The sequence below is a fragment of the Pedobacter sp. SYP-B3415 genome (assembly GCF_004138205.1).
In the GTDB taxonomy this organism is placed as follows: Bacteria; Bacteroidota; Bacteroidia; order Sphingobacteriales; family Sphingobacteriaceae; genus Pedobacter.
Genome location: NZ_RXNQ01000002.1, coordinates 50,248 through 71,585, shown reverse-complemented (window position 1 = coordinate 71,585; position 21,338 = coordinate 50,248). Strand labels below are relative to the sequence as shown.

General features: G+C 46.1%; 22 protein-coding genes. 14 read left to right on the top strand and 8 right to left on the bottom strand.

The features are described 5' to 3' along the window. Positions 1–25: 25 nt before the first annotated feature. The gene (locus tag EJV45_RS01275; protein ID WP_240755157.1) at positions 26–937 is read left to right on the top strand and encodes an AraC family transcriptional regulator; all 912 of its coding nucleotides are present in this window, start codon (positions 26–28) and stop codon (positions 935–937) included. A gap of 161 nt (positions 938–1,098) precedes the next feature. Here the strand turns inward: EJV45_RS01275 and EJV45_RS01270 are convergent, their stop codons facing one another. The 4 genes from EJV45_RS01270 to EJV45_RS01255 all read right to left on the bottom strand — a co-directional run bounded on the left by EJV45_RS01270 (position 1,099) and on the right by EJV45_RS01255 (position 3,756). Then, positions 1,099–2,007 carry an AraC family transcriptional regulator gene (locus EJV45_RS01270; protein WP_129713832.1) on the bottom strand — a complete coding sequence of 303 codons (909 nt, stop codon included), beginning with the start codon at positions 2,005–2,007 and terminating at the stop codon, positions 1,099–1,101. A gap of 8 nt (positions 2,008–2,015) precedes the next feature. Further along, positions 2,016–2,372 carry a hypothetical protein gene (locus EJV45_RS01265; protein WP_129713831.1) on the bottom strand — a complete coding sequence of 119 codons (357 nt, stop codon included), beginning with the start codon at positions 2,370–2,372 and terminating at the stop codon, positions 2,016–2,018. A 153-nt stretch (positions 2,373–2,525) separates the two neighbouring features. Next, positions 2,526–2,960 (bottom strand): DUF2147 domain-containing protein, encoded by a 435-nt coding sequence (locus EJV45_RS01260; protein WP_129713829.1) that lies wholly within the window; start codon positions 2,958–2,960, stop codon positions 2,526–2,528. A gap of 13 nt (positions 2,961–2,973) precedes the next feature. Then, positions 2,974–3,756, bottom strand: a complete 783-nt coding sequence (locus tag EJV45_RS01255; RefSeq protein ID WP_129713827.1) for an SDR family oxidoreductase — start codon at positions 3,754–3,756, stop codon at positions 2,974–2,976. Between the two features lie 232 nt (positions 3,757–3,988). Here EJV45_RS01255 and EJV45_RS01250 point away from each other — a divergent pair, with 232 nt between their 5' ends. Then, the gene (locus tag EJV45_RS01250; RefSeq protein ID WP_129713825.1) at positions 3,989–4,711 is read left to right on the top strand and encodes a hypothetical protein; all 723 of its coding nucleotides are present in this window, start codon (positions 3,989–3,991) and stop codon (positions 4,709–4,711) included. Between the two features lie 87 nt (positions 4,712–4,798). Here the strand turns inward: EJV45_RS01250 and EJV45_RS01245 are convergent, their stop codons facing one another. Further along, positions 4,799–5,335, bottom strand: coding sequence for an STM3941 family protein (locus EJV45_RS01245; protein WP_129713823.1), 537 nt, complete (start codon positions 5,333–5,335; stop codon positions 4,799–4,801). A 29-nt stretch (positions 5,336–5,364) separates the two neighbouring features. Further along, positions 5,365–6,282: an SDR family NAD(P)-dependent oxidoreductase gene (locus tag EJV45_RS01240; protein WP_129713822.1), complete on the bottom strand. Its 918-nt coding sequence runs from the start codon at positions 6,280–6,282 to the stop codon at positions 5,365–5,367. A gap of 577 nt (positions 6,283–6,859) precedes the next feature. Between EJV45_RS01240 and EJV45_RS01235 the strand changes: the two genes are divergently transcribed. Continuing rightward, positions 6,860–7,555, top strand: coding sequence for a 4'-phosphopantetheinyl transferase superfamily protein (locus EJV45_RS01235; RefSeq protein WP_129713820.1), 696 nt, complete (start codon positions 6,860–6,862; stop codon positions 7,553–7,555). A 184-nt stretch (positions 7,556–7,739) separates the two neighbouring features. Continuing rightward, positions 7,740–9,863, top strand: coding sequence for an LruC domain-containing protein (locus EJV45_RS01230; RefSeq protein ID WP_129713818.1), 2,124 nt, complete (start codon positions 7,740–7,742; stop codon positions 9,861–9,863). 35 nt (positions 9,864–9,898) lie between these two features. Here the strand turns inward: EJV45_RS01230 and EJV45_RS01225 are convergent, their stop codons facing one another. Both EJV45_RS01225 and EJV45_RS01220 read right to left on the bottom strand, forming a co-directional pair. Then, positions 9,899–11,071, bottom strand: coding sequence for a glycosyltransferase family 2 protein (locus tag EJV45_RS01225; protein ID WP_129713816.1), 1,173 nt, complete (start codon positions 11,069–11,071; stop codon positions 9,899–9,901). Positions 11,072–11,077: 6 nt separating this feature from the next. After that, a complete protein-coding gene (locus EJV45_RS01220; RefSeq protein WP_129713815.1) occupies positions 11,078–11,992 on the bottom strand; it encodes a glycosyltransferase family 2 protein in 915 nt (304 codons plus the stop codon). A gap of 39 nt (positions 11,993–12,031) precedes the next feature. Here EJV45_RS01220 and EJV45_RS01215 point away from each other — a divergent pair, with 39 nt between their 5' ends. The 10 genes from EJV45_RS01215 (at position 12,032) to EJV45_RS01170 (ending at position 21,337) form a co-directional block, all read left to right on the top strand. After that, on the top strand, positions 12,032–12,571 hold the full coding sequence (locus EJV45_RS01215; protein ID WP_129713813.1) for a hypothetical protein: 540 nt from the start codon (positions 12,032–12,034) through the stop codon (positions 12,569–12,571). Next, positions 12,564–13,688, top strand: coding sequence for a fused response regulator/phosphatase (locus tag EJV45_RS01210; protein WP_129713812.1), 1,125 nt, complete (start codon positions 12,564–12,566; stop codon positions 13,686–13,688). Before EJV45_RS01215 ends, EJV45_RS01210 begins: the two co-directional genes overlap by 8 nt. Before the next feature lies 1 nt (position 13,689). After that, entirely contained in the window at positions 13,690–14,025 is a 336-nt protein-coding gene (locus EJV45_RS01205; protein WP_129713810.1) for an STAS domain-containing protein, read from the top strand. Beyond that, positions 14,025–14,558 carry a hypothetical protein gene (locus tag EJV45_RS01200; RefSeq protein WP_129713808.1) on the top strand — a complete coding sequence of 178 codons (534 nt, stop codon included), beginning with the start codon at positions 14,025–14,027 and terminating at the stop codon, positions 14,556–14,558. The genes EJV45_RS01205 and EJV45_RS01200 overlap by 1 nt, the downstream gene beginning before the upstream one ends. 232 nt (positions 14,559–14,790) lie before the next feature. Continuing rightward, a complete protein-coding gene (locus EJV45_RS01195) occupies positions 14,791–16,845 on the top strand; it encodes an LruC domain-containing protein (RefSeq protein ID WP_129713806.1) in 2,055 nt (684 codons plus the stop codon). 152 nt (positions 16,846–16,997) lie between these two features. After that, complete coding sequence (locus tag EJV45_RS01190; RefSeq protein ID WP_129713805.1) at positions 16,998–17,903, top strand: glycosyltransferase family 8 protein; 906 nt, start codon at positions 16,998–17,000, stop codon at positions 17,901–17,903. Positions 17,904–17,937: 34 nt separating this feature from the next. Continuing rightward, positions 17,938–18,828 carry a glycosyltransferase family 8 protein gene (locus EJV45_RS01185; RefSeq protein ID WP_129713803.1) on the top strand — a complete coding sequence of 297 codons (891 nt, stop codon included), beginning with the start codon at positions 17,938–17,940 and terminating at the stop codon, positions 18,826–18,828. Positions 18,829–18,845: 17 nt separating this feature from the next. Next, positions 18,846–19,622 (top strand): glycosyltransferase, encoded by a 777-nt coding sequence (locus EJV45_RS01180; protein WP_129713802.1) that lies wholly within the window; start codon positions 18,846–18,848, stop codon positions 19,620–19,622. Positions 19,623–19,685: 63 nt separating this feature from the next. Next, a complete protein-coding gene (locus tag EJV45_RS01175; protein ID WP_129713801.1) occupies positions 19,686–20,465 on the top strand; it encodes a glycosyltransferase in 780 nt (259 codons plus the stop codon). Further along, positions 20,465–21,337 (top strand): glycosyltransferase family A protein, encoded by an 873-nt coding sequence (locus EJV45_RS01170; RefSeq protein ID WP_129713799.1) that lies wholly within the window; start codon positions 20,465–20,467, stop codon positions 21,335–21,337. Before EJV45_RS01175 ends, EJV45_RS01170 begins: the two co-directional genes overlap by 1 nt. Position 21,338 lies beyond the last annotated feature (1 nt).

Below are 21,338 nucleotides of genomic sequence, written 5' to 3'. Positions count from 1 at the left end.
ACCGTATATTTGGCAGATCGTTACTGTGAGCACATTAAAGTTTGATAACATTGCCGATTTGCTGAAACGGCTGAATGTAGAGCCACCTTCTCATCCGTTGATCTGCATGGTCAATTATGATCAGGCAAAGATTGATCTGCGTGATGCTGGCAAATGGTATACGCTTGATTTTTACAAGATCACTCTCAAAAAAGGCTATAAAGGAAGCGTCAAATACGGTCCCGGCACTTACGACTTTAAGGAAGGTGGCATGGCTTTTCTGGCACCGGGGCAATCGGTACAAATGAGCGCCGCTTCGGCAGACCACGAAGGTTATGCCCTCTACTTTCACCCAGCTTTGCTGGCGCTGCATCCATTGGCGAAAACCATCCATCAGTATGGGTTCTTTGACTACGCTGTATCTGAAGCTTTGTTCCTTTCTGTTCAGGAAAAGCAGACTATTGAAATATTATTCAAAGCAATTTCGTCAGAGTTGGAACACCAAATTGATCAGTTCAGTGAACAGATACTGGTCTCACAACTCGAACTGCTCCTGAACCATAGCAACCGCTTTTATAACCGCCAATTTCTGACGCGGAAAAACCAGCATCATAAACTGATCGCCCGGATGAATAAGTGGTTATATACCTATTTTGATCATAGCAATGCGATGTCCAGCGGCTTACCATCACCACAGGACATCGCCGGTCATTTGAACGTTTCACAGCGTTACCTCTCGGATATGCTCAGAACGCTGACCGGTCAAACCACGCAACAGCACATTCACCTGGCGCTAATCGAGAAAGCAAAGACGCTCCTTAACCAAACAGATCTGACCACCGCAGAAATCGCTTATAAATTAGGTTTCGAACATCCGCAATCTTTCAGCAAGCTGTTCAAGCAACGAACCCATTTTACGCCGCTACAATTCAGGCGTTATCATTTGAATATGTGTTGATGAAGGTACTTTCTGTCCGGCCCTGGTATATCAATCATTTTGCTGTAAATCTCTTTTTTAAGAGCTTCAAACCTTCGGGCAACGTGATAAGTCGTTTCATATAGCGGACTTGCCCATGATGCCATTACATTTCAGCCTTTTTATGAAGATAAATCCTGCGCTTAGTTGAAGGCGTGCCGGAATTCCAGGGGGCTTTGCCTGGTCTTTTGTTTAAAAAATTTATTAAAAGACTGTGAATGCTCAAAGCCGAGTTGGTAAGCAATCTCGCTTACTGAAAATTCTGTGGTAGAAAGCTTTTCTTTGGCCTTGTCGATTAATTTTTCGTGGATTAGTTGCTGGGTGGTTTGGCCGACCAGTTGCTTCAACAAACTACTCAGGTATTTGGTTGAGACATTTAAGCGGTCGGCCATGTATTGTACAGAGGGTAAGCCCTGGGAAAGCAAAGCTTCATTATTAAGGTAATCTGTTAAAATCTCTTCCGCTTTACTAAATATCTGGTGATTGGTTACCTTACGGGTTATAAACTGTCGCTGGTAAAAGCGCTCTGCATAATTCAGCAAGGTTTCAAGGTGCGAAATGATGATATTTTGGCTGAACTTATCAATGTTGGAATGATACTCATTCCGGATGTTCCTGACAATATCGTCTATAACCAGTTCTTCCTTATCGGACAGGAACAGTGCTTCGTTTGTTGCATAGCCGAAATAGTCATATCTCTTTATCTTCGTTGCCAGCGTTGTATTCCAGAGAAAGTCGGGGTGAATAAACAGCATCCAACCCTCCAAATGAAGTGGAACTCCGCTCTTCTCTCCTCTGAGGACTTGCCCAGGCGACGTAAACCCCATTAAACCTTCATCAAAATCATATTTCTGTTGTCCATAGATTAGGTTGTCGCAACCTCTTTTCATGGATATAACGTAAAGATCCAGTACTACCACGTCAATATCATGGTGATTCCTAAAGCCTTTCAGGTCGACAAGGCTGATGAGCGGGTGTTGCGGCCTGGATAGTTCCATTAAACGGTGAATTTCCGTGATAGAACTGATCCGGTACGGTTTATAATTTGCCATAGTGCAATTTAGTTTTTTTTGAAAGGGTATTTTAACCAGATCATGATCAACGGCATGGCCAGGAATGGGATTTCGATCAACGCCATCCGATAATTGCCGGCTCGTAATGAAAATCCAATGATTACGACAATGGTGACGGCGTTGAGCATATTTCCCAGGAAAAAAGTATTGGGAATCAACAAAAGAACACCGATTGTTATTGCGATGCCAACAAGAAACGGTATGAGTTCCTGGACGATCCCCAAATCGGCCATCATTCTAAGCGATGCAGGGTTGGTTTGGTAATGAGCGGTTTCCCAGGCATGTTTGAAATGAAGGGTTACCGATACAATCAGTAAGATTGCAGCAATGATATTTTTTAACATAGTAGTTCTAAAATGTGCGTTTAAATGATTTGCCCATTACAGCGATGGGCACACCGTTAAAGAAAAAGTCCTGCCGGCTGTATAACATGGCGTGCAAAGCAAACCTTAACAACCTGTACTAAAAGGAATGTTTTATACTGCTATTTGTTGACTTTACTGAACGCGTTTCCACTTGAATGTTTTGCCCATCATAGGTATGCCCTTATAGCCTCGTGTTTCCAGATCATTAATGCCATTAAGTTTGCCCTTCAGGCTATAAGTGTTGCCATCCTGCACGCTGTAGAGTTTACCGTCCAGATATTCACCATCTTTATAGATCAATGCCGTTATGTAAACCAGGCCCCGAACCGGTCGGTTTCTCAGACGTTCATCCGGATTCCTGCTGTCCTTTTTTGATGTTCTACCATCAGCCTCTAACATGTCTTTTGACCATAGGAGTTTGGCTGAATATTTTGCGCCAGTTTTGAAAAATTCTATCTTGTAGTCAGGGCATTGCCAAATGCCAACGATCTGGTCTGTCGGGAATTTTTGTGCAAACGCGCTCGCAGATAACACCATTAGCACGGCTGTTAATATTGTCTTTCTCATTATCTTATAAAATTTATTTGTTATTGTTCAGTTGCTTGAATTTTTCGAATTCTTTATGGCCGAAATTCATCAGAATATTTGGAATCAGGCGGCTCAGTACTTTAATGACCTTCACAAGCGCAGGTTGGATCTCCGCTGTATCGGCCTTCAATCCTTCAATCGCGACTTTCACTAGCTTGTCTACATCCATCATCTGTCTGGGGTTGGGCTGCAGTATCCAATCGTTTTGCAGATTCGTTTTAACGCCAGGCGGAATAAGTTCCAATACTTTAACGCTGGTATCCTTTAATTGCAGACGTAAAGCTTTTGTAAAAGCGTGCGCTCCGGCTTTTGATGCGCTGTATACCGGCGCTGAAGAATAAGCCATAAAGGCAATAGCCGAAGACACATTAACTATAGCGGCAGAACGCTTTTTCGAAAGATGCTGAAGGAACTGCTGAACCATTTGAATGGTGCCGGATAGGTTAACATTGATCTCGCGAGTGATATCCTCAAGGGTATTGGCGTTATCCCGCATATCGATCAGTCGCATTTCGCCGGCGTTATTGATCAGGATATTCAGATCCGGGAATTGCCGGGTAACCCTTTCGTAAAGTTGTTTGATATCATCCGGTTTACTCACATCACTTTGAAAAATGTGAATCTCAGGGAACATTTTTTTTGTATCGTTAAGCGCATCTGCTCTGCGCCCCGTAACGATCAGGGTGGCACCCTGCGCGGTTAATTGTTTTACCAATTCCAGACCGATACCGCTGGTTCCACCTGTAAGGAGTATTGTACTGTTTTTAAGATCCATAACAATGATATTTTGATATACCAAAGGTCTTGTTACGGCACCGACGGAGTGTATCCAAATGTCGCAAGTTTGTAGTGAAAAAAGAGACGCAGGACTTTAGCTTTTCAGTGACATGCAAATCAAAAGCTTTAAAGTTGATTGAGCGGCTTTGTTTAGAAGATGAGCAATCTATCAAACCTGGAAGCTCAGTACATCATTAGTTCCGTATCTTTGGATCTCAAATTAAGCCTGAATGATTTTCCGACATAAACGCCCTGCTCTCCTCTTTTGTATATGTGTGCTGACCTGCCTGGCATGCCACCGGCAAGCAGGTAAGCATGATGATGGCGCTGCTGCAAAACCCGATACGCCGGCTGAAGTACCGCTTCAGCCTGAGATTGCGAGCGCAATTGAGCAGGATGAGTTTACCTTTTTGGCATTGGACCAGAATGGCGACGATGACCTCCTGTTTCTGATCCGCGGCCGCGACACGCTAGATATGATCTGTAACCAGGTTGATCTGCCGCAACTGTACCGGGGAGATAAAATCTCAGTTCAGTGGAACGATAAAAGGTTTGTCCCGGCCGGCGATCCGGAAGCTGTCTCAGTAAAACCTTTCGTAGCTTCGCTCAGGGTGGTATCAGCCGGTAGGCTAAGCAGGCTCATGAAAGAAAAGCCGTTAAAGCTGGGGTTTGACGGTGGCGACAGCACTTTATCAGATACCGGGATTGAGCAAATGCGCGAGGCTCTGTTATACTACCTTGCTAATATCAAGGACCCCCTGGTGCGGAAGGTGGTTGATGATGCACGCGTTCGGCCGCTGTCATTCAGTGCCCGTAAAACTGAGGCAAATGAACAGGACACCTATGAAATCGGCCTGTCTGCACCGGAATATCCGGAGCCTTACTTTAAAGTTGTCTTTTACCGTTTTGAAAACCGGTTCGACATTTGGGATCACAATCCATTTCAGCAATAGCCAACCGTGGAAACACACCGATGATGCGGCGTACTAAAAGGCCTGCCTGCGGGAATTCGTTGCACAATGCAAAAAAGAAAACAGCTTCTATGTTCGCTCCGCGTGATAATTTTGAAGGAGCTCCCTGAGCTGGGCCGGACTACAATCTAAACCCTGCGCGCTCAGCACGACCGGAGATCCTAAAGCGGCACTTTTTAAGCCCAGCACGCGGCGTTTCCAGGATGTGGTTTGCTGGGTCAGGTAAGCCAGCGGTTCGGTTAAGAAAACGACAACGAATTCCTGCCCGGCCAACCGTACCTGCTCAATTTTTTCAACCGTATTCCAATGGATAAAGCCTGAGTGCAACCCCCCCGTAGAATTGTAAAAGCCTTCGGGCGTAATAACAAGTGCGGGCCGGCCCGCAACAAGTTTGCTGAAAATCATAAGTGCCGCGATGCCCGATACAATGATTAAAATCACCGCGACCGTACGCAGCAAAACCGGATCCCGCCGCAGTGTCTGATCAGCGTCAGATATAACAGTTAAAAGAATTGCGGCCGTTGAGGCAATAAAAAGTGCGATGAAAAGCAGGATAATCAGCCTAAATTTGGAAAACGATACAGTTTTTTCTTGAGCGGTTTGCATGGCAGAGTTACATTGGTCTTACCATATAACTATTTTAGCAGGTAAAGTGTTTCATCCCACAGTCGCATTGCGTTCTGCTGATCGAGCGCATATGGGGCAACACCAATATAGTTATCAGGCCGTTGAGCTACCGTTATCGCCTCGTTACAATTTTCGAAATACCGCCCGCCAATGCCTTCGACAAGTGGCGACACCGAAAGGAATACGGATGTAGCCGCCCCCTGCTCTACCGTCTTCTGGAGTTCGGGCGGGGTGTTCAGTTGCCCGCCCACGTGTCTCTGCAGCCCGGTTGCAATGGCTCCCGGGTTCAATGCATTCGAGGTGATGCCCAGCCCCTCCCACCAGATCGATGAAGCCACAGCAAACAAGATGTTAGCCGTTTTCGATTGCGCATAGGCCAGCCAGGGATCATACGGCCGGAAAGCAAAATGCAGGTCATCGAAAACCACGGGCGAAAGAAGGTTGGCACTGGAGCTGACTGTTACGATTCTCGCGGCCCCGGCATCGGCCAAGGCTTCCTGTAGACCCCAGGCAAGTGCAAAGTGACCGAGATAATTGGTTGCAAATTGCATTTCCCAACCTTCGGGACTAAGTGTCAGGTGTGGCAATGCCATGATACCGGCATTATTTATCAAAATGTGCAACGGACCTTTCCATTTCTTACAAAAGCCCTGAACAGACTTCCGGCTGGTCAGATCCACTTCTGCCGCGTGTACAGAACGATTTCGCGTCTGCATACGTATACTCTCTGCCACCGTATTTCCTGCCCTGATATTACGTACCGCCAGTGTAACCGAGGCGCCGGCTGCAGCCAGCACCCGGGCAGTTTCAATGCCGATTCCGGAGCTGGCACCCGTAACTACGCAGCGTTTACCGCTCAGGTCCATATCCTGAACAATTTCTTCTGCACGTGTAGCGGCTGTGTATGTAGAGAGGATCCTTTTCATGCAGCAGGTTTCAATCTGCAGTCCCACGGAAAAATTAGCAGGTCCGTCTGACGCAGAAAAGTATGGTGTTGATTTGCAAGATAACAGATTGTATTTGCATTTGGAGGGCTCATTTTAAAATTGCGGACTATGCTTAAGGCGCAATAACCGGTTCCGGCCGGTAAACCGCAGATGTGCCATACCAATGCCAACATGTCGAAAGCAGAAACCCGGACAACACACCATTCAGGCAATTGGATATTGACCCAGATAAATAATACAATAGGGAGATGATACACCTGGTTAACGTTTATTATAAAGCTACGCAAAGAATTCTTCTTTTCCTGATTCAGAACATTTCAATCAGCTTACACAAATCTGAAATAACTATTAAAGGAAATTCTGAATTAACTCCCGTCGAGTCATTTGAGGCGGTGATTAACAGAATAAGGAAACAACCAAGCAGGCATTTTAGACACTTAAAGCCGGTAAACACGTAAAATAACACGGTATTTGACAAAAACAGCTTTTATAATACCGAATAAATCAGGTAAAATCATATTTTTAACAGCAAATATCCCCAAATAGAGACATAAAAATGGACAATTCTGAAGAGATACATACATTTGATATAAAATGGAAGCCGTATCTGCCAGATCAGGATCTGTCAAGAGATAAGATCAATATCTTTTCAATTAAATCAAGCGCTCATTTTAAGGACATAAAAAGAAATTACGCTGATTATTTGTCTGAGCGCGAGTTGGGAAAGGTGAGCAGGCTATTTAACAGGAAAGAGCGCGATCGCTACATAGTCAGCAAATATTATCTGAACACACTTTTGTCTGAGGTACTGCGGTCATATAACCTCGAGCCTTCAGCGCTCAGAAAGCGGGCGGTATTGAATAAGGTAAAGTTTAGCATCAGCCATACGGAAGACCAGATTCTTATTGCCCTGGGCAGCAGCGGCGTCGGCATAGACCTTGAATTCATCAATCATTCATTTGATTTTGAAAGCATTTCGTCACATAGCTTTTCACCCGCAGAGCTTATCTATATGAACGGGCACAGAGATAAGGTACTGCGTTTTTACGAAATCTGGACACGTAAGGAAGCCCTCCTAAAAGCCTCGGGACAGCGGATCATTGAAAACATGAACCGGATCTGCAGTTTGCCGGGCACGGTCACCATGCCGGAGGGTACCTATGCCCTCCAAAGCTTTAAGATCAGCCGTAATTACATGGCAAGCCTTGCCTTTACACCGTCTGAAGCACCGGTGTTCTGGAAAATATCGTAACACGTTTATGTGACATCTGCACATAAACAAAGGCCGCAAAGGTATGTTGCGTATTCAGAAGTCACCAAATCTGCTTCGCTGTAACATGATCCACTTCTATTTATCTGCCCCTGTAATTGATTCAGGATAACACCTGCGGCTTATCAATCCATGTTACCTTAATCACTCACCACCAACCAGTATTATGAAAAACTTCAAAATTTTACCCGGATTACTTCTGGCATTTTTCGCCCTTGTTTCCGCTTGTAAAAAAGACAGCGGACCGGAAGCTGAACCCGAAGAAACAGGGAACGGAATTCCTGCCTCTTTTAGTTATCTTACTACAAACCAGGTCAATGTCAGCATTCAGCTGCTGAGTAACAATAATCAGCCAATTGCTGGCGCAGTTGTTACCGTTGTAGCAGCAGGAAGCCCTGAAAAAACATTCCTCAAAGGCGTCAGTGATGGTGCGGGTTTTATAAAAGGCATTATCAATGTACCCTCTTACCTGGACACAATCGCAGTGCTTCCGAAATATACCGGGCTTTTGGATGAAGTGAGATCCGTCGTTAAGGGAAAGTCGTCGGTGAACATCGTTGTCGGCGGTGCGAACGGATTAAGTGGAGATGTCGTGCTAAGCGCATCAGCATCGCCCCGCGCCGGTTTGCAGAAAATAGGCAACGGACCGAGTACACAGGGCATCTTCGGTACAGATTACGTTTATCCCTCACCCTATAATACCGCCGGCGATGCAATTGTCAATACATCAGAATATCCTTTTAGTCTTGGACGGCCGAAATACCTGACAGCCGCCTCAGATGTTGTAAATGCGAACTTACTTTCTTACATCAATGCATCGCTGCCCGAAGGTTTGCCGCTTACACAAACACACCCGGAATACCTGACCAGCACGGCTCAGTCAAACATTGTCATTACCCAGAATGATACCGAGGTCTTTATCACTTTCGTATCAGAAGGTGCCAGCTACAGAAATTCACTGGCGTGGTATAGTTACCCTACCAATAACCCGCCTACCGCCGCATCAGGGTCTTCGCTTACCGGCGCCATAGATAAGGTTACGTATGTCTTTCCAAATGCTTCGGCCTATGGTTCGTCCGGCGGTCTAAGAACAGGAAATAAAGTCAGTCTCGGCAAATTCAGCGCCGGAACGACAATCGCACTTGTCCTGATTCAGGATGCCTGGACGAACAGCAATGGTGTTTCATATACGAATACCAAATTCTATTCAGACAGCCGCTTCAATCCTGAGAGTACAACTGCGCTGCGCAAACATTCGGTTATGTTGTACGATAATCAACACAGCCTCTTTTTGTTCGGATTCGAAGATACTAACCGCACCTCAAGCTCTGATAACGATTTTAATGACCTTGTCGTCTATGCATCGGCTACACCAACTGCCGGAATTTCGACCACGAACGTATCACTTATCGATACACGCGTAGACAGCGATGGCGATGGTGTAGAAGACACGTTAGACGAATTCCCGAACGATGCATCGAGGGCATACACCAGTTACTATCCGTCTGCAAATACATGGGGAACGCTTGCCTTTGAGGATAACTGGCCTAATCAGGGAGATTACGATGTGAATGACCTGGTCGTTAACTATCGTTACAAATATGTAAGTAATGCAAGCAACAATGTTGTGGAGATGACCGGTGACTTTCAGCCCATAGCAGCAGGTGCTGACTTTAAAAATGGCTTTGGCGTTCAGCTACCGGTTGCTGCCAATGCTGTAAGCAGTGTTTCCGGTCAAAGCCTGCAAAACGGATATATTACACAAGCAGCGAACGGTGTTGAAGCCGGACAGGCGCGTGCTGTGATTATTCCGTTTGACAGCCATGAAAACCTGTTAAAGAATGCAGACGGAAGTCCGCAGGTCAACACCGACCCGTCAAAAACAAAAGCAACGGGCAGTATAGCCAGTGTGGTCGTGCGGTTTGCCTCGCCAATAGCAAGTACGGCCCTTGGCACCGCACCATATAACCCGTTTTTGATCAGCAACCGCAGACGGGCATATGAAATTCACCTGCCGAACAATGTACCGACAGACAAAGCAGACAAAGCCCTGTTTACGACCGGGGCAGACAACAGTTCTGTAACCAGCGGCAGGTACTACCTGGACAAAAACAATTCGCCATGGGCCCTGAACTTCGCTGACGCATTTAGTTATCCGGCAGAGACGAAGTCAATAAGTGACACCTATCTTCGATTTCTCGACTGGGCAAAATCGGGGGGTACAACCTATCTCGACTGGTATGTAAATGCCGGCGCCGGGTATAGAAATACCGGGAATATATACAGATAAAAACCGCTAAAGAGCGCGCCGGTTGGCGCGCTTTTTTATTTCCGTTTAGCCTTTTCCCAGGCTGCGGCTTGATTACCTTTTAGGTAACGAAGGGTACCTGCCAGCACGGCATAATTCATCATGCAAAAATAATAAGGAATAAATGCGATCTTTATCTTCAGCTGCCGCCGCTCAAGCACAAAACCCATAAGCGCAAGCCCATAAAAGAATAACTGACCGGCAAAGATTATATCGTAAAGGAGGCCGGTCCTTTGAATCATGAACACCGTGTTTAAGACAAAGACGAGCAGCAGAAGTATGGGCGTTAGTGTCCAGCGCAGTACCCGGTGACTGATGTACTGAAAAGTTAATACAGGGAAGCGGAAGGGCAGCAAAAGCCGGCTAAGTCTGACTACAGACTGGATGCCGCCCGCAGCAATTCTGATCTTGCGCTTCAGTTCTTCACCCACGTCTGCAGATGCTCTTTCCATAGCATAGGCTTCCGGCTCGTAAATGATCCGGTAGCCCTGGCCGGCGATGTTCATCGAGATCATGAAGTCGTCAAGTATGGTGTCGGGAGGAACGGGCTCGTAGAGTTCCCGGCGAACACTGAATAATTCTCCGGCCGCTCCGACGACCGAGTACAACTCAGAATCCCAGGCTTTCAATTTTGATTCGTATTTCCAGTAAAAACCTTCACCTGCTGCACTGGCATCGTCTTCTGCTTCCATCATTACACGCTTCTCCCCGGCCACCGCCCCCACCGTCCTGTCTGCATAGTGACGGCAGATATTGACAAGCGCATCTGCATTCAAAAAGGTATTGGCATCGGTAAAGGCTACAATCTCCGTATCAACTTCTTTCATGGCGCGATGAACAGCAGCAATTTTACCCGCTCTTGCAGATTGATGCAGGAGTCTGATCTGGGGGTAAGCGCTCACAACCTCATTACTGCCATCTGTCGAGCCGTCTGTAACAAAAATAAACCGGAGCTTTCCGGGCGGGTAATGAAGCTGAAGCGTATTGGCTATTTTTTCTTCAAGAAGCGGTGCTTCATTGTACGCGGCAACTACGAGCGTGCAGGCAGGCAAGTCGCCGAACGGCACATCGGGAACTTTCTTGTGGCCGGATACCGCGCGCTTTATCTTTAGCAAAACGTAAAGAAGCAAGCCATAACCTACAAACGTATAGACAATTAAAAACAGGGAGATCCAGAATAGTATTTGCATATCAGGTTATTTCAGAGAAAATCCGAGACGGGAACTGTCGGGCTTGTTTGTAAAATTCCACCAGACGGCCCGCCAGAAAACACCTATAAAGGAAGGGTTTTTATTTTTGATGTAAGTAAGCATGTTCCTGGCAGCCACAAAAGTCAGAAAATAGGTCCAGAAAACGATGCGATGATACCAGTCTGCGTTTCTCCGAATAAAAAGCAGCCGGTTGCGGTTCATAAAATATTCTTTCAGGGCACTGTTACGACCAACGGCCAGAGATTCCTTATGAAAAATTACGGCGTTTGTGTTTACCATGATGTCAAAACCCGCCCGTCTGATGCGGTCACACCAGTCCATTTCCTCGTAGTACAAAAAATAATTTTCTGCCATCACGCCAGCCACTTCTATTGCCTGACGGGTAACCATCATTGCCGCGCCGTGCACAAAGCCTGTTGCTGCTTCTATGCTATCAAACTGCCCCATGTCCCGCTCAAACTGCCCGATACAGGCATTTCGGCAGGTAAAATAGTTCATCGGCGTGAAGCCGGCGTATTGAAGCATATGCTTGTCGTCATGGTAAAGTATCTTTGGCGACACCATTCCTGCCCGGGGATGTCTTCTGAGTGTTTCGATCAACGTATCGGCGAGCCGCGGCGTAAATTCCGTATCGTTATTAACCAGGAACAGGTATTCTCCGGAAGCCCGCGCGATTCCCAAATTATTACCACCTGCGAAGCCCAGATTCTTCTCTGATTGGATAAAAAGAATATCTTTGTTTAAGTACTTAAATTGTTCAGCACTCTCCGGGCGGCTGCCGTTATCTACCAGGATCACCTCATAACTGCAGGCGGGCGGGTAAGCGGCAATCGAATCCAGCAGTTGAAGTGTAGCTTCGGGTTGATTGTAATTTACGGTAATGATGGATAAAAGCGGCATGAGACGCAACGGATAAAAACCTGAAATTAGCACATTTTGGTGAACAAAAACAAACTTTCAGACGATTTAAACAAACTCCGGCAGCTGGAGGATGCCGACCAGGCGGTTAACCGTAAACTGGATGAGTTTATCCATCTGCTGGAAAAAAGCGAACTCGATTCAGACAATATAAAAAGACTGAAAACGAGGTTGGATGAGGCCCTTGAAACCAAATTAAACAATAAGAATCTTGTTAAGGAGATACAGAAGATATCGGCACTCGGCGGAGACAACCTTGATAACCTTGACCAGCTCGAGTTTTTATTGACGAGCCACCATCTTGACTCCCGTGAGGCAAAAAAGATCAAAATCAATACCCGGGTGCTGAACGTTTTCAGGCTTCTCGTCGGTATCCTGCTGATCACGCTGGGTTTTGCCATGATCATCATGCCGGCCCCTCCCTATTTCGAGATGTTTACAATTTTTTATTTCACTGCGGACGATGGTTTTACGCTGATGGACCTGATCAGCCTCGTAATCGTTGCCACAGGTATATTTATAATGATCAAGTCACTGATAAACACCAAATCAAATGGATAAGAATATCCTCCTGGTAGACGACGATATTATTCAGCTCAAGCTGTATGAGCGGCTGCTGACCAACCATGGCTATAGTTGTACGACAGCCCTGTCTGTAGACGAGGCCGAAAAAATTCTTGCTGACCGGATTCCTGACCTGATCATTTCAGATTATGAGATGCCAGACAAAAACGGTTTCGATTTCAGAAAACGGTTGTTGCAGAACAAACAATTAAGAAATGTACCCTTCCTGTTTCTGACCTCAGTCAATGACGAGCATTTTATCCAGCAGGGGCTCGACCTGAAAGCGATCGATTACATGGCCAAAGACATTCCGCCGGCGCGAATTCTTTCAAAGATCAATAACCTAATGCTTGCCGTTCGTGAACACTATGAACGATCGTTGAGCGAGCTGAAGGAGATCGCTGAAAAGTTGAATCTCAGGAACATACCGAGAAGAGCGCCCGAACTTCGTAATTTCAGCATCAATTACTACAGCAAGTTTTATCAGGACCAGCCGGGAGGCGATTTTATAGATTTTGTCCGCGTGAACGACCGGTATACCTTCGTTATTCTCGGCGATGTGATGGGAAAGCGCTGGGGCGCATGGTTCTTCTCATTCAGCTTTTTGAGTTATATCCGTTCTGCCATCCGGTTATGCGTTTATAACGAAACCTACGGACTGGCAGATATCCTGTCTAAACTTAACAAAGTATTGTTTGCCGATGAGTTGCTGGAAGACATTTTTTCAACGGTCAGCATCGTACTTTTAGATGATGAGGAGGGGCGGGTAACGTACGCCGGAGCCGGTGACCTGCCGCTGCTGAAATTTCAGAAAAATGAACAGGTGCTGCAGAGCTTTCAGTCTTCAGGTATCCTGCTTGGTTTCACAGAGCAGTTTCCATTTGACGAAACGCAGATCCGTCTTGAGCCCGATGAAGAGCTCTATCTGATCTCAGACGGGATGATCGATTTCGAAATGGATGGCCATAAGAGATCTGACCTCGAGCTGTTTAAACAAAAGTTGCTCGACCTGAAAACCAGTGGTACATCTGCCGAAAAGATAAAAGACCAACTATTCAACAAAAACCAGGCGCAGGTAGACGATTGCAGCATTATCATTATCAAACGAAAATAAGATGAACCTAAAAAAAGAAAAAATAAACGAAGTCCTGTTAATCACCATCCAAGACAGGGAGGCAAACCTGTCTAAAGCCGAGGGATTTAAAGAAGAAGTCTTTCAGGAGATACATGGGGGCGAAACACGTTTGATCATTTCATTCAAAAACGTAACCTATCTTGACAGCAGTTTCCTCGGCGCGCTGGTCGCCATTTTGAAAAATCTGCTGCCGCTGAAAGGCCAGCTGGTGCTTACAGACCTGAACGACGACATTCAGAACCTCTTCGAACTGACACGCCTTGACAAGGTTTTTATGATCAGGAACTCTTCTGAAAACGCCATGACCGAATTTTAATGAGTGAACACTTCCCTATTTACATTCCGCTCGGTGTTCCCGAAAGTGCAGACAAGTTATACGAACTGAGCAGCAATGTGATTCAGAAGCTTCGAAACCACAAGGTAGGTAACGAAAAGTTTCTGAAGAATGTGCGGCTGGTTTTGATCGAGATGGCGACGAATTTTCTAAAACATGTAACTGATGCAAACGCATCAATGCTTGTGACAATAGAGCCGGGTCAGTTGATTATCTGTAAAACGTATACCGGTAGTCCGATCAAATTCACGTGTGATGAAGCCTGTTTCCCTTTTAATAACATCGGCGCCGAGATGCGTATCAGTTTCGGCAAAAATAATGACCATAAGATTCGCATAGACGGGCAGTATCGTTTTACCTTTCTCCACCCGGTAGAGGCCGGACCAGACATCGATTTGCTGGCAGAGAATTATGGCCTCACTATCATTACCCTGGCTGCAGACCGTTTTAGTTACAGTTACGAACCAGGGCAGATGAAAAACGAATTCCTTGCGGTTATGCGTAGCTCTGACTAAGGTAACTGCGCAGGAAGGCAACCTTCCGGTCTGATGTAAATATTCCCCAAACGTGTAATTCTGTATTTGCTATTGGGGATTAAATTCCCCAGCTTTACGACTTAAAAATGGGGTGTATTTACACAAGCAACTGGTAGTCAGATACTTATAAAATGTAACTGGTATATTCACGAACGGGGCATCATTCTTTCTTTCAGGTGCGTGTAGAATAATATGTTCCAAGCACCCTAAAATGAAAAAATTATTACCGATCCTTCCCGTACTCGCAGTTCTTGCAATTTCATCCTGCAAGAAAGAAACCGGCACAAATCAGGAAATTCCAGGCAGCGAAAAAGCAGCTCCCGATGGTTTTGCCTATAACACTACCAGAAAAGTAAGCATCAACGTACGCCTCCTCACCAGAACCAATCAGCCAATCAGTCATGTCCTTGTATCCGTATTTGGTACTGCTACCCAGGAAAAGGGCACTGAACTTACCAAAGTTATGAGTGACCAGGACGGGTATATCAAAACAACTTTGAACGTCCCTGCGTCTGAAACCCAGCTGGTAGTAGATCCCGTATATATCGGCCTGGCAAGATTTGTTCAGGTACAGATTACCCGCAACCAGACAATCAATGCTGTAATCGGTGGACCTGACGGTTACTCAGGCGACGTTGTGTCTCAAAAAACGAGCGCTGTAAAGGAGAGTCTGGTTTCTCCCCTCGCCTCGACAGCGGCAACAAGTTTTATATATGACAAATCGGCTTTCGACGCACTTGGCAGACCACTGGTGCGTGAGGCAGTAGACAACATCGATTTCAGCGCCCTGTTACAGGAAATTAACCACACCCTTCCTGAATCGCAGGTAGTGAAAAGCAAATACATTGCTACTGAGGCGCCAACAGATCTGACGATTACCAAGCTGGCAGATGTATGGGTAACCTTTGTTCATGAAGGTGCCGACTACCGCAACTCGCTCGGTTACTACACCTATCCGACTGGTCAAAAGCCACAGACAGCAGATCAGATTGGTACCATCCGTCTGGTGTTTCCGAATGCTTCACTTAAAGGTGGCCGCGGCGAGGGCAGTATGATACAGGGCGACAAGGTTAAGATCGGCCGTTTTGGCGCAGGTACATCCATCGGCTTTGTGTTGCTGCAGAACGCGTACAGAAATGACGGTTCGGTAGATTTCAATGCTCAGAAATTCTATACAAACGAGAATCTGAATCCGGAAAGCGGCAACTTGAAACGCCATAACGTCTTACTGAATAACAACAATCAAAAAACCTTTATTGTAGGGTTTGAAGATATTAACCGTACCGCCGGACACGGAAGCGATCAGGACTTTAATGACCTGATGTTTTACGCTCAATCAAATCCGGTTGAAGCCATTTCACCTGAAGGTATTCCTTTCCTTGATACTCAGATCGTCGACACAGACGGTGATGGTATTCCTGATGAAAGCGATGCTTACCCAACCGATCCTGAGCGCGCATACAACCGCTTTTACCCAAGCGAGTCTGTATGGGGAACGCTAGCTTTTGAGGATCAGTGGCCAAAGGTTGCCGATTATGACATGAATGACCTGGTTGTCAGCTACCGCTATAAGTTTGCTATCAGCGCCGCGAATAAAGTAAAGGATCTGACGGCTGAGTATAAACCGCTGGCTGCCGGTGCAAGTTTCCAGAACGGCTTTGGCATAGCAATTAGCGGACTTGCGCCCGCACAGGTAACTTCGGTAACAGGAAGCAGCCTCTCGTCAGGAACATATATCCGCACAAATGCGAATGGTCTTGAAGCAGGGCATAACGAAGCTGTAGCCATTGCATTCGATAATTACCGTAATCTGTTCGGCGCAGGCAGCAGTATGATTAATACCAACCCTGACGGACAGAAAATTGCCGGCACACCGGTAACACTTAAATTCTTGTTCAGCGCCGGACTAAATGACGAGTTTACTGCTTCTGCTCCGTTTAATCCATTTATGATCAGTGAGCTTGACCGCGGTCGTGAGGTACACCTTGTTAATCATAAACCAACTGCGCTGGCTAAAGGCTCTTTCCTGGGTACTGAAGGTGACTCATCGGTGCCTGCAACCGGCAGGTTTTATATCACAGCAGACAACCGCCCGTTTGCAATAGACATTTTTGGTTCGTTTTTGTACCCGGTTGAAACGAAATCGATTTCGTCAGCTTATCTGCACTTTGATGCCTGGGCGAAGTCTGGCGGAAGCACGTACGCTGACTGGTATATCAACACCGTAGGCGGCTACCGCAACAATGCAAATATTTATTCGAGATAATCCTTTATTAACCTCTATAATACAAAAGCGGAACAAATGTTCCGCTTTTTCTTTCCCCTATTCACTCCTGAGAGGGTTACAACGCAAACACCGGGAATTTGAAAGATCTGAGGTCAAAAAATCAACGTAAATCTGTAACTTAGCCCACACGCATGTCAACGCAGCAAGATACCATATACATTGTCATCGCAACTGACAACCACTATGCCATCCTTCTGGCGGCTTTATTGAAATCTATAGAGCAAAACCACAAGTCGGGTGAGCGAATCGAGTTTTATATTATAGACAACGGCATTACGCCCGAAAACATCGGGAAGCTTAAAACTATCCTTGATCCGGCTGCCTATGGTTTGCATTTCTGCGATATGAAAAAAGTGCTGCCAAAAGACATGGTGTTGCCGGTTGACGGATCTGCCCTTCCTTTCGTGGCCTATATGCGGATGTTTGCTCCGTACATAATTCCGGCGGAAGCCGAAAAAGTGTTGTACCTGGACGTAGACATGATCGTTGTTACGGATATATCGAAACTCTGGCATACGGATATCGGCGATTACATGGTTGGCTGTGTGCAGGACCATTCTGCGGTTGTAAGCTGCGAATGGGCCGGAATCAGAAATTATGCACAGCTCGGGCTCTCGCCTGATACGAAGTATTTTAACAGCGGGCTGCTTCACATTAATGCGAAGGCCTGGCGGGCGGCTAATATCCCTGAACAGATCATCCGCTGCAGCGAAGAGAATAAAGAATACCTCAGCCTGGCAGATCAGTACCCGCTTAATGTAGTCTTTGCAAATAAGTGGTTTGAACTTGACCCGCGCTGGAATTGCAAAGCGATCCTGGACATCAACGATCCCTACATCATGCATTTTATAGACATCAAGCCGATTTACAAATCATATAACGGCAGTAAATTTTATCAGGACACTTTTTATAAGTATCTGAATATGACCCCCTGGGCCAACTATAGCCCAAAAAGCAATTATGTACGGTTGTGGCGAAAAATCTACTATAAACTCATCAAAACAACCAGCAAACTATTAAACAAGACGCATACCTAGCGGGCTGACATAGCGGGCCAACCAGCAGTTGCACATGAAACAGGAAAACATTACCATCGTATCGGTATCAGACAATAAGCTGGCGGTTATGCTCGCTGCATTACTGAGATCAATCAGTGACAACCACCATAGCGGTGAACATATAGATTACCACATTGTCAGCACCGGAATAAGCAAAAAGAATATTGCCCGGTTGGAACAGTCTGTTGACCGGGAAAAAGTTACCATTATCTGGCATCAGAACAGCGATATCGTACCGAGAGGTTTCAAATTTCCGCTCGACAATACCATCTACCCTGTAACGGTATTTACCCGCTTGTTTATTCCCGATTTCATGCCGGCACATGTTAAACGTGTTCTGTATTTCGATGTCGATATGATCATCAGGAAAGATGTTTCTGAGTTATGGTATACAGACCTTCAGGGTAAAAAATGTGCGGCCGTGCAGGATCCGATGGAAAGCTTTGGCGGCAAGCACTGGCCGGCAGTAAAAAATTACAAGGAACTTGGTTATGCCCACGAGACACCCTATTTCAACAGTGGCCTGCTTATCATGGAAATTGATTACTGGCGCGAGATTAATGTGCGTAACCAGGTGTTAGACATTGTGAGGAAAAACCTTGCACACATCAGTTACGCTGACCAGTATGGGTTAAATATTGTCTTCGTAAACAACTGGTTCAAGCTTGATCCGCGCTGGAACGTTTATGCAACCGAAGAAATTGATGACCCCTGGCTGATCCACTTCATTATGGTCAAGCCGATTTATCAGCATTATTATTTCAGTAAGAAGTATGCAGCAGAGTTTTTCGCTTATTTAAATAAAACGCCATGGAAAGGTTTTACCCCGCGTACACGTTTGCGCGCTTTCCTTGAAAAGGTTAAATTGAAGCTCTGGAAAAAAGCAAAAAAACTCATCGATTAACATCCCAGAATCTATTTATGCCTGCGCAGCACTATCCGGACATCTCGCTCCTTGTTACCATATACAACCGGTCAGCATCACTTGAGCGACAGCTGAACGCATGGAAAGCGCTTGACATCAGCTTCGGTGAGATCGTGGTCTCTGACGACGGGAGTCAGCAGAAACACCTTGACCGGGTGAAAGCTTTGCAGGAACGATTCAATTTCCGGCTCATCACCACGCCGCAGAACAGGGGCCTTGGCAATAATATTAACAAAGGTCAGGATGCCGTAACAAAACCCTACACCTTGTACGTCCAGGAAGACTTTGTGCCGAAGCCCGCCTTTGCCGAACACTTTTCTGACGCAGTTGCGATTCTGGAAGCAGATCCGGCCATCGATATTGCGCGGCTGTTTGCCTATTACCCCTACCCCTATACAAAACCTTATGGCCGGGGCTTTGACGAACTGATATTCAAATGGTATTATCCCGGTTATCCAAAATTCCATTATTACAGTGATCACCCCCACCTGCGCCGAAGCAACTTCTTTGAAAAATTCGGCAGGTACCGGGAGGGTGAAAACGTGAATATCACGGAGTATACCATGACTATCGATTTTTTGAAACGGAAAGGTAAAGCTGTTCTGTTTCATGACGTATATGCGCTGTTCGATGAAATGAATAACGCAGACGAACCGAGTACGGCATCTTACCGACCGGATTGGCGAACAAAAAATAACATCTTTGTGCGTGGCCTGAGGAAATTATTCCTGCAGTATAAAGTTGCAAAATGTTATAAGGACCTTTATTTTTAGACAATCCGGTTTTACACGTCACCTTGTCACCGGCCAAGGGCAACAACAATCCCTACTTCAGGTATGAAGAAAGAAAAAAATCATTTCCCCGACATCAGCCTGCTGATTACGCACTACAACCGCCCCGCATCACTCGAGCGTCAGCTTCGTACGTGGGCTGCCTTAGCCTGCAGCTTTGGCGAAGTTGTAGTTTCAGATGACGGCAGTAAACCGGACAACCTGAAAGCGGTGCAGGAACTTGCCGAAAGCTTTGGTTTTATCCTGGTTACCACGCCGGTTAACAAAGGTCTTGGCAACAACATCAACAAGGGACAACGGGCTGTGTCAAAACCCTATACGCTTTACGTGCAGGAAGATTTTGTTCCCCTGGCGCCTTTTCCTGAAAAACTCGTTTCATCGCTCGCATTTATGCAGGCTGACCCGGGTCTGGATATGGTACGGTATTATGCGTACCAGCGCTTCCCTTACCTTGAAACGTTTAAAGATGGCTTTTCTGTTATGAAATTCAATGCCTTGAATATACTGGGCAGTTACAAGAAATTTTATATGTACAGCGATCATCCACACCTGAGGCGCAGCAATTTCTTCGAAAAATTCGGCACCTATAAGGAAGGCGTGAATGTGGAAAAAGCTGAATACAGCATGATGATGTCTTTTCTGCAGAAAAAAGGGAAAGGGCTGTTTTATGAACGGTTTGAGGACCTGTTCGAGCAAAAAAATTCGAGTGATGAGCCCAGCACCTTTGAGCGCGACTGGCGCCGCCACCCAACGAATATACCGATCCGGATCGTCCGGCATCTGTACAGGCACCTGAGGTTTAACTATAACTATTTTTTGAACTGATGGCTATTTTCAAACTGCCGGTCTGGATCAGACCACACCTTTATACAGGAAAGACGTATGAAAGCCTTACCGAGGCAGACATTAGCACCCTGCGCGACAGGTTGAAGGGTTTTCAATCTGATGAGCCTGAGATATCTGTCATGATACCGGCCTGGAATGAACAGAACAACATTTTCCGTACGCTTTCATCGCTGGCTGCTAACACAACGGGCCGTGCTGTTGAAATTGTGGTCATCAACAATAACTCGACAGATAAAACGCAGGAACTGCTGGACCGCCTCGGCGTAAAAAATGTGCTGCAGCCTGAACAAGGAACACCGCATGCAAGACAGCTCGGTCTGCACGTTGCACGGGGCAAGTATCACCTGTGCGCCGATTCAGATACATTTTATCCGCCAACCTGGATGGAATATATGGTCAGGCCAATGGAGTCCAGCCAGGAGATTGTTGGCGTTTACGGTCGCTACAGCTTTATACCCGGGCCGGAACAAAGCCGGCTGCCGTATTACGTTTACGAGAAAATTGCAGGAATTTTAATCCGGCTAAGAAAACGTAACCGGGAACACATCAATTTTCTCGGCCTGAATATGGGTTTTGTAACCGAGGTAGCCAGGAGGACCACCGGTTTTCAGGTTAGCCAGGTACGGAAGTTTGATAATGCGCTGGGCAGCGACTACTTCGTTGACGAAGCTGAAGACGGAAAAATGGCAGTTAACCTGAAGACTCAGGGAAAACTTTACCTGATTACCGGCGACAAAACGCGCGCATTTACCTCATCCCGCAGGCTGAAAGCTGAGGGCGGAATCATTCAATCGTTTAAAAACCGGTTTAAACTGCACCTTGGCCGGGCAAAGGAATACCTGAAGGGATAGT

Excerpts from the sequence above, each read along its gene's own strand:
- EJV45_RS01270 (WP_129713832.1), bottom strand. The coding sequence starts at position 2,007 with ATGGCAAATTATAAACCGTACCGGATCAGTTCTATCACGGAAATTCAC.
- EJV45_RS01265 (WP_129713831.1), bottom strand. The coding sequence starts at position 2,372 with ATGTTAAAAAATATCATTGCTGCAATCTTACTGATTGTATCGGTAACC.
- EJV45_RS01260 (WP_129713829.1), bottom strand. The coding sequence starts at position 2,960 with ATGAGAAAGACAATATTAACAGCCGTGCTAATGGTGTTATCTGCGAGC.
- EJV45_RS01255 (WP_129713827.1), bottom strand. The coding sequence starts at position 3,756 with ATGGATCTTAAAAACAGTACAATACTCCTTACAGGTGGAACCAGCGGT.
- EJV45_RS01250 (WP_129713825.1), top strand. The coding sequence starts at position 3,989 with ATGATTTTCCGACATAAACGCCCTGCTCTCCTCTTTTGTATATGTGTG.
- EJV45_RS01245 (WP_129713823.1), bottom strand. The coding sequence starts at position 5,335 with ATGCAAACCGCTCAAGAAAAAACTGTATCGTTTTCCAAATTTAGGCTG.
- EJV45_RS01240 (WP_129713822.1), bottom strand. The coding sequence starts at position 6,282 with ATGAAAAGGATCCTCTCTACATACACAGCCGCTACACGTGCAGAAGAA.
- EJV45_RS01235 (WP_129713820.1), top strand. The coding sequence starts at position 6,860 with ATGGACAATTCTGAAGAGATACATACATTTGATATAAAATGGAAGCCG.
- EJV45_RS01230 (WP_129713818.1), top strand. The coding sequence starts at position 7,740 with ATGAAAAACTTCAAAATTTTACCCGGATTACTTCTGGCATTTTTCGCC.
- EJV45_RS01225 (WP_129713816.1), bottom strand. The coding sequence starts at position 11,071 with ATGCAAATACTATTCTGGATCTCCCTGTTTTTAATTGTCTATACGTTT.
- EJV45_RS01220 (WP_129713815.1), bottom strand. The coding sequence starts at position 11,992 with ATGCCGCTTTTATCCATCATTACCGTAAATTACAATCAACCCGAAGCT.
- EJV45_RS01210 (WP_129713812.1), top strand. The coding sequence starts at position 12,564 with ATGGATAAGAATATCCTCCTGGTAGACGACGATATTATTCAGCTCAAG.
- EJV45_RS01205 (WP_129713810.1), top strand. The coding sequence starts at position 13,690 with ATGAACCTAAAAAAAGAAAAAATAAACGAAGTCCTGTTAATCACCATC.
- EJV45_RS01200 (WP_129713808.1), top strand. The coding sequence starts at position 14,025 with ATGAGTGAACACTTCCCTATTTACATTCCGCTCGGTGTTCCCGAAAGT.
- EJV45_RS01195 (WP_129713806.1), top strand. The coding sequence starts at position 14,791 with ATGAAAAAATTATTACCGATCCTTCCCGTACTCGCAGTTCTTGCAATT.
- EJV45_RS01190 (WP_129713805.1), top strand. The coding sequence starts at position 16,998 with ATGTCAACGCAGCAAGATACCATATACATTGTCATCGCAACTGACAAC.
- EJV45_RS01185 (WP_129713803.1), top strand. The coding sequence starts at position 17,938 with ATGAAACAGGAAAACATTACCATCGTATCGGTATCAGACAATAAGCTG.
- EJV45_RS01180 (WP_129713802.1), top strand. The coding sequence starts at position 18,846 with ATGCCTGCGCAGCACTATCCGGACATCTCGCTCCTTGTTACCATATAC.
- EJV45_RS01175 (WP_129713801.1), top strand. The coding sequence starts at position 19,686 with ATGAAGAAAGAAAAAAATCATTTCCCCGACATCAGCCTGCTGATTACG.
- EJV45_RS01170 (WP_129713799.1), top strand. The coding sequence starts at position 20,465 with ATGGCTATTTTCAAACTGCCGGTCTGGATCAGACCACACCTTTATACA.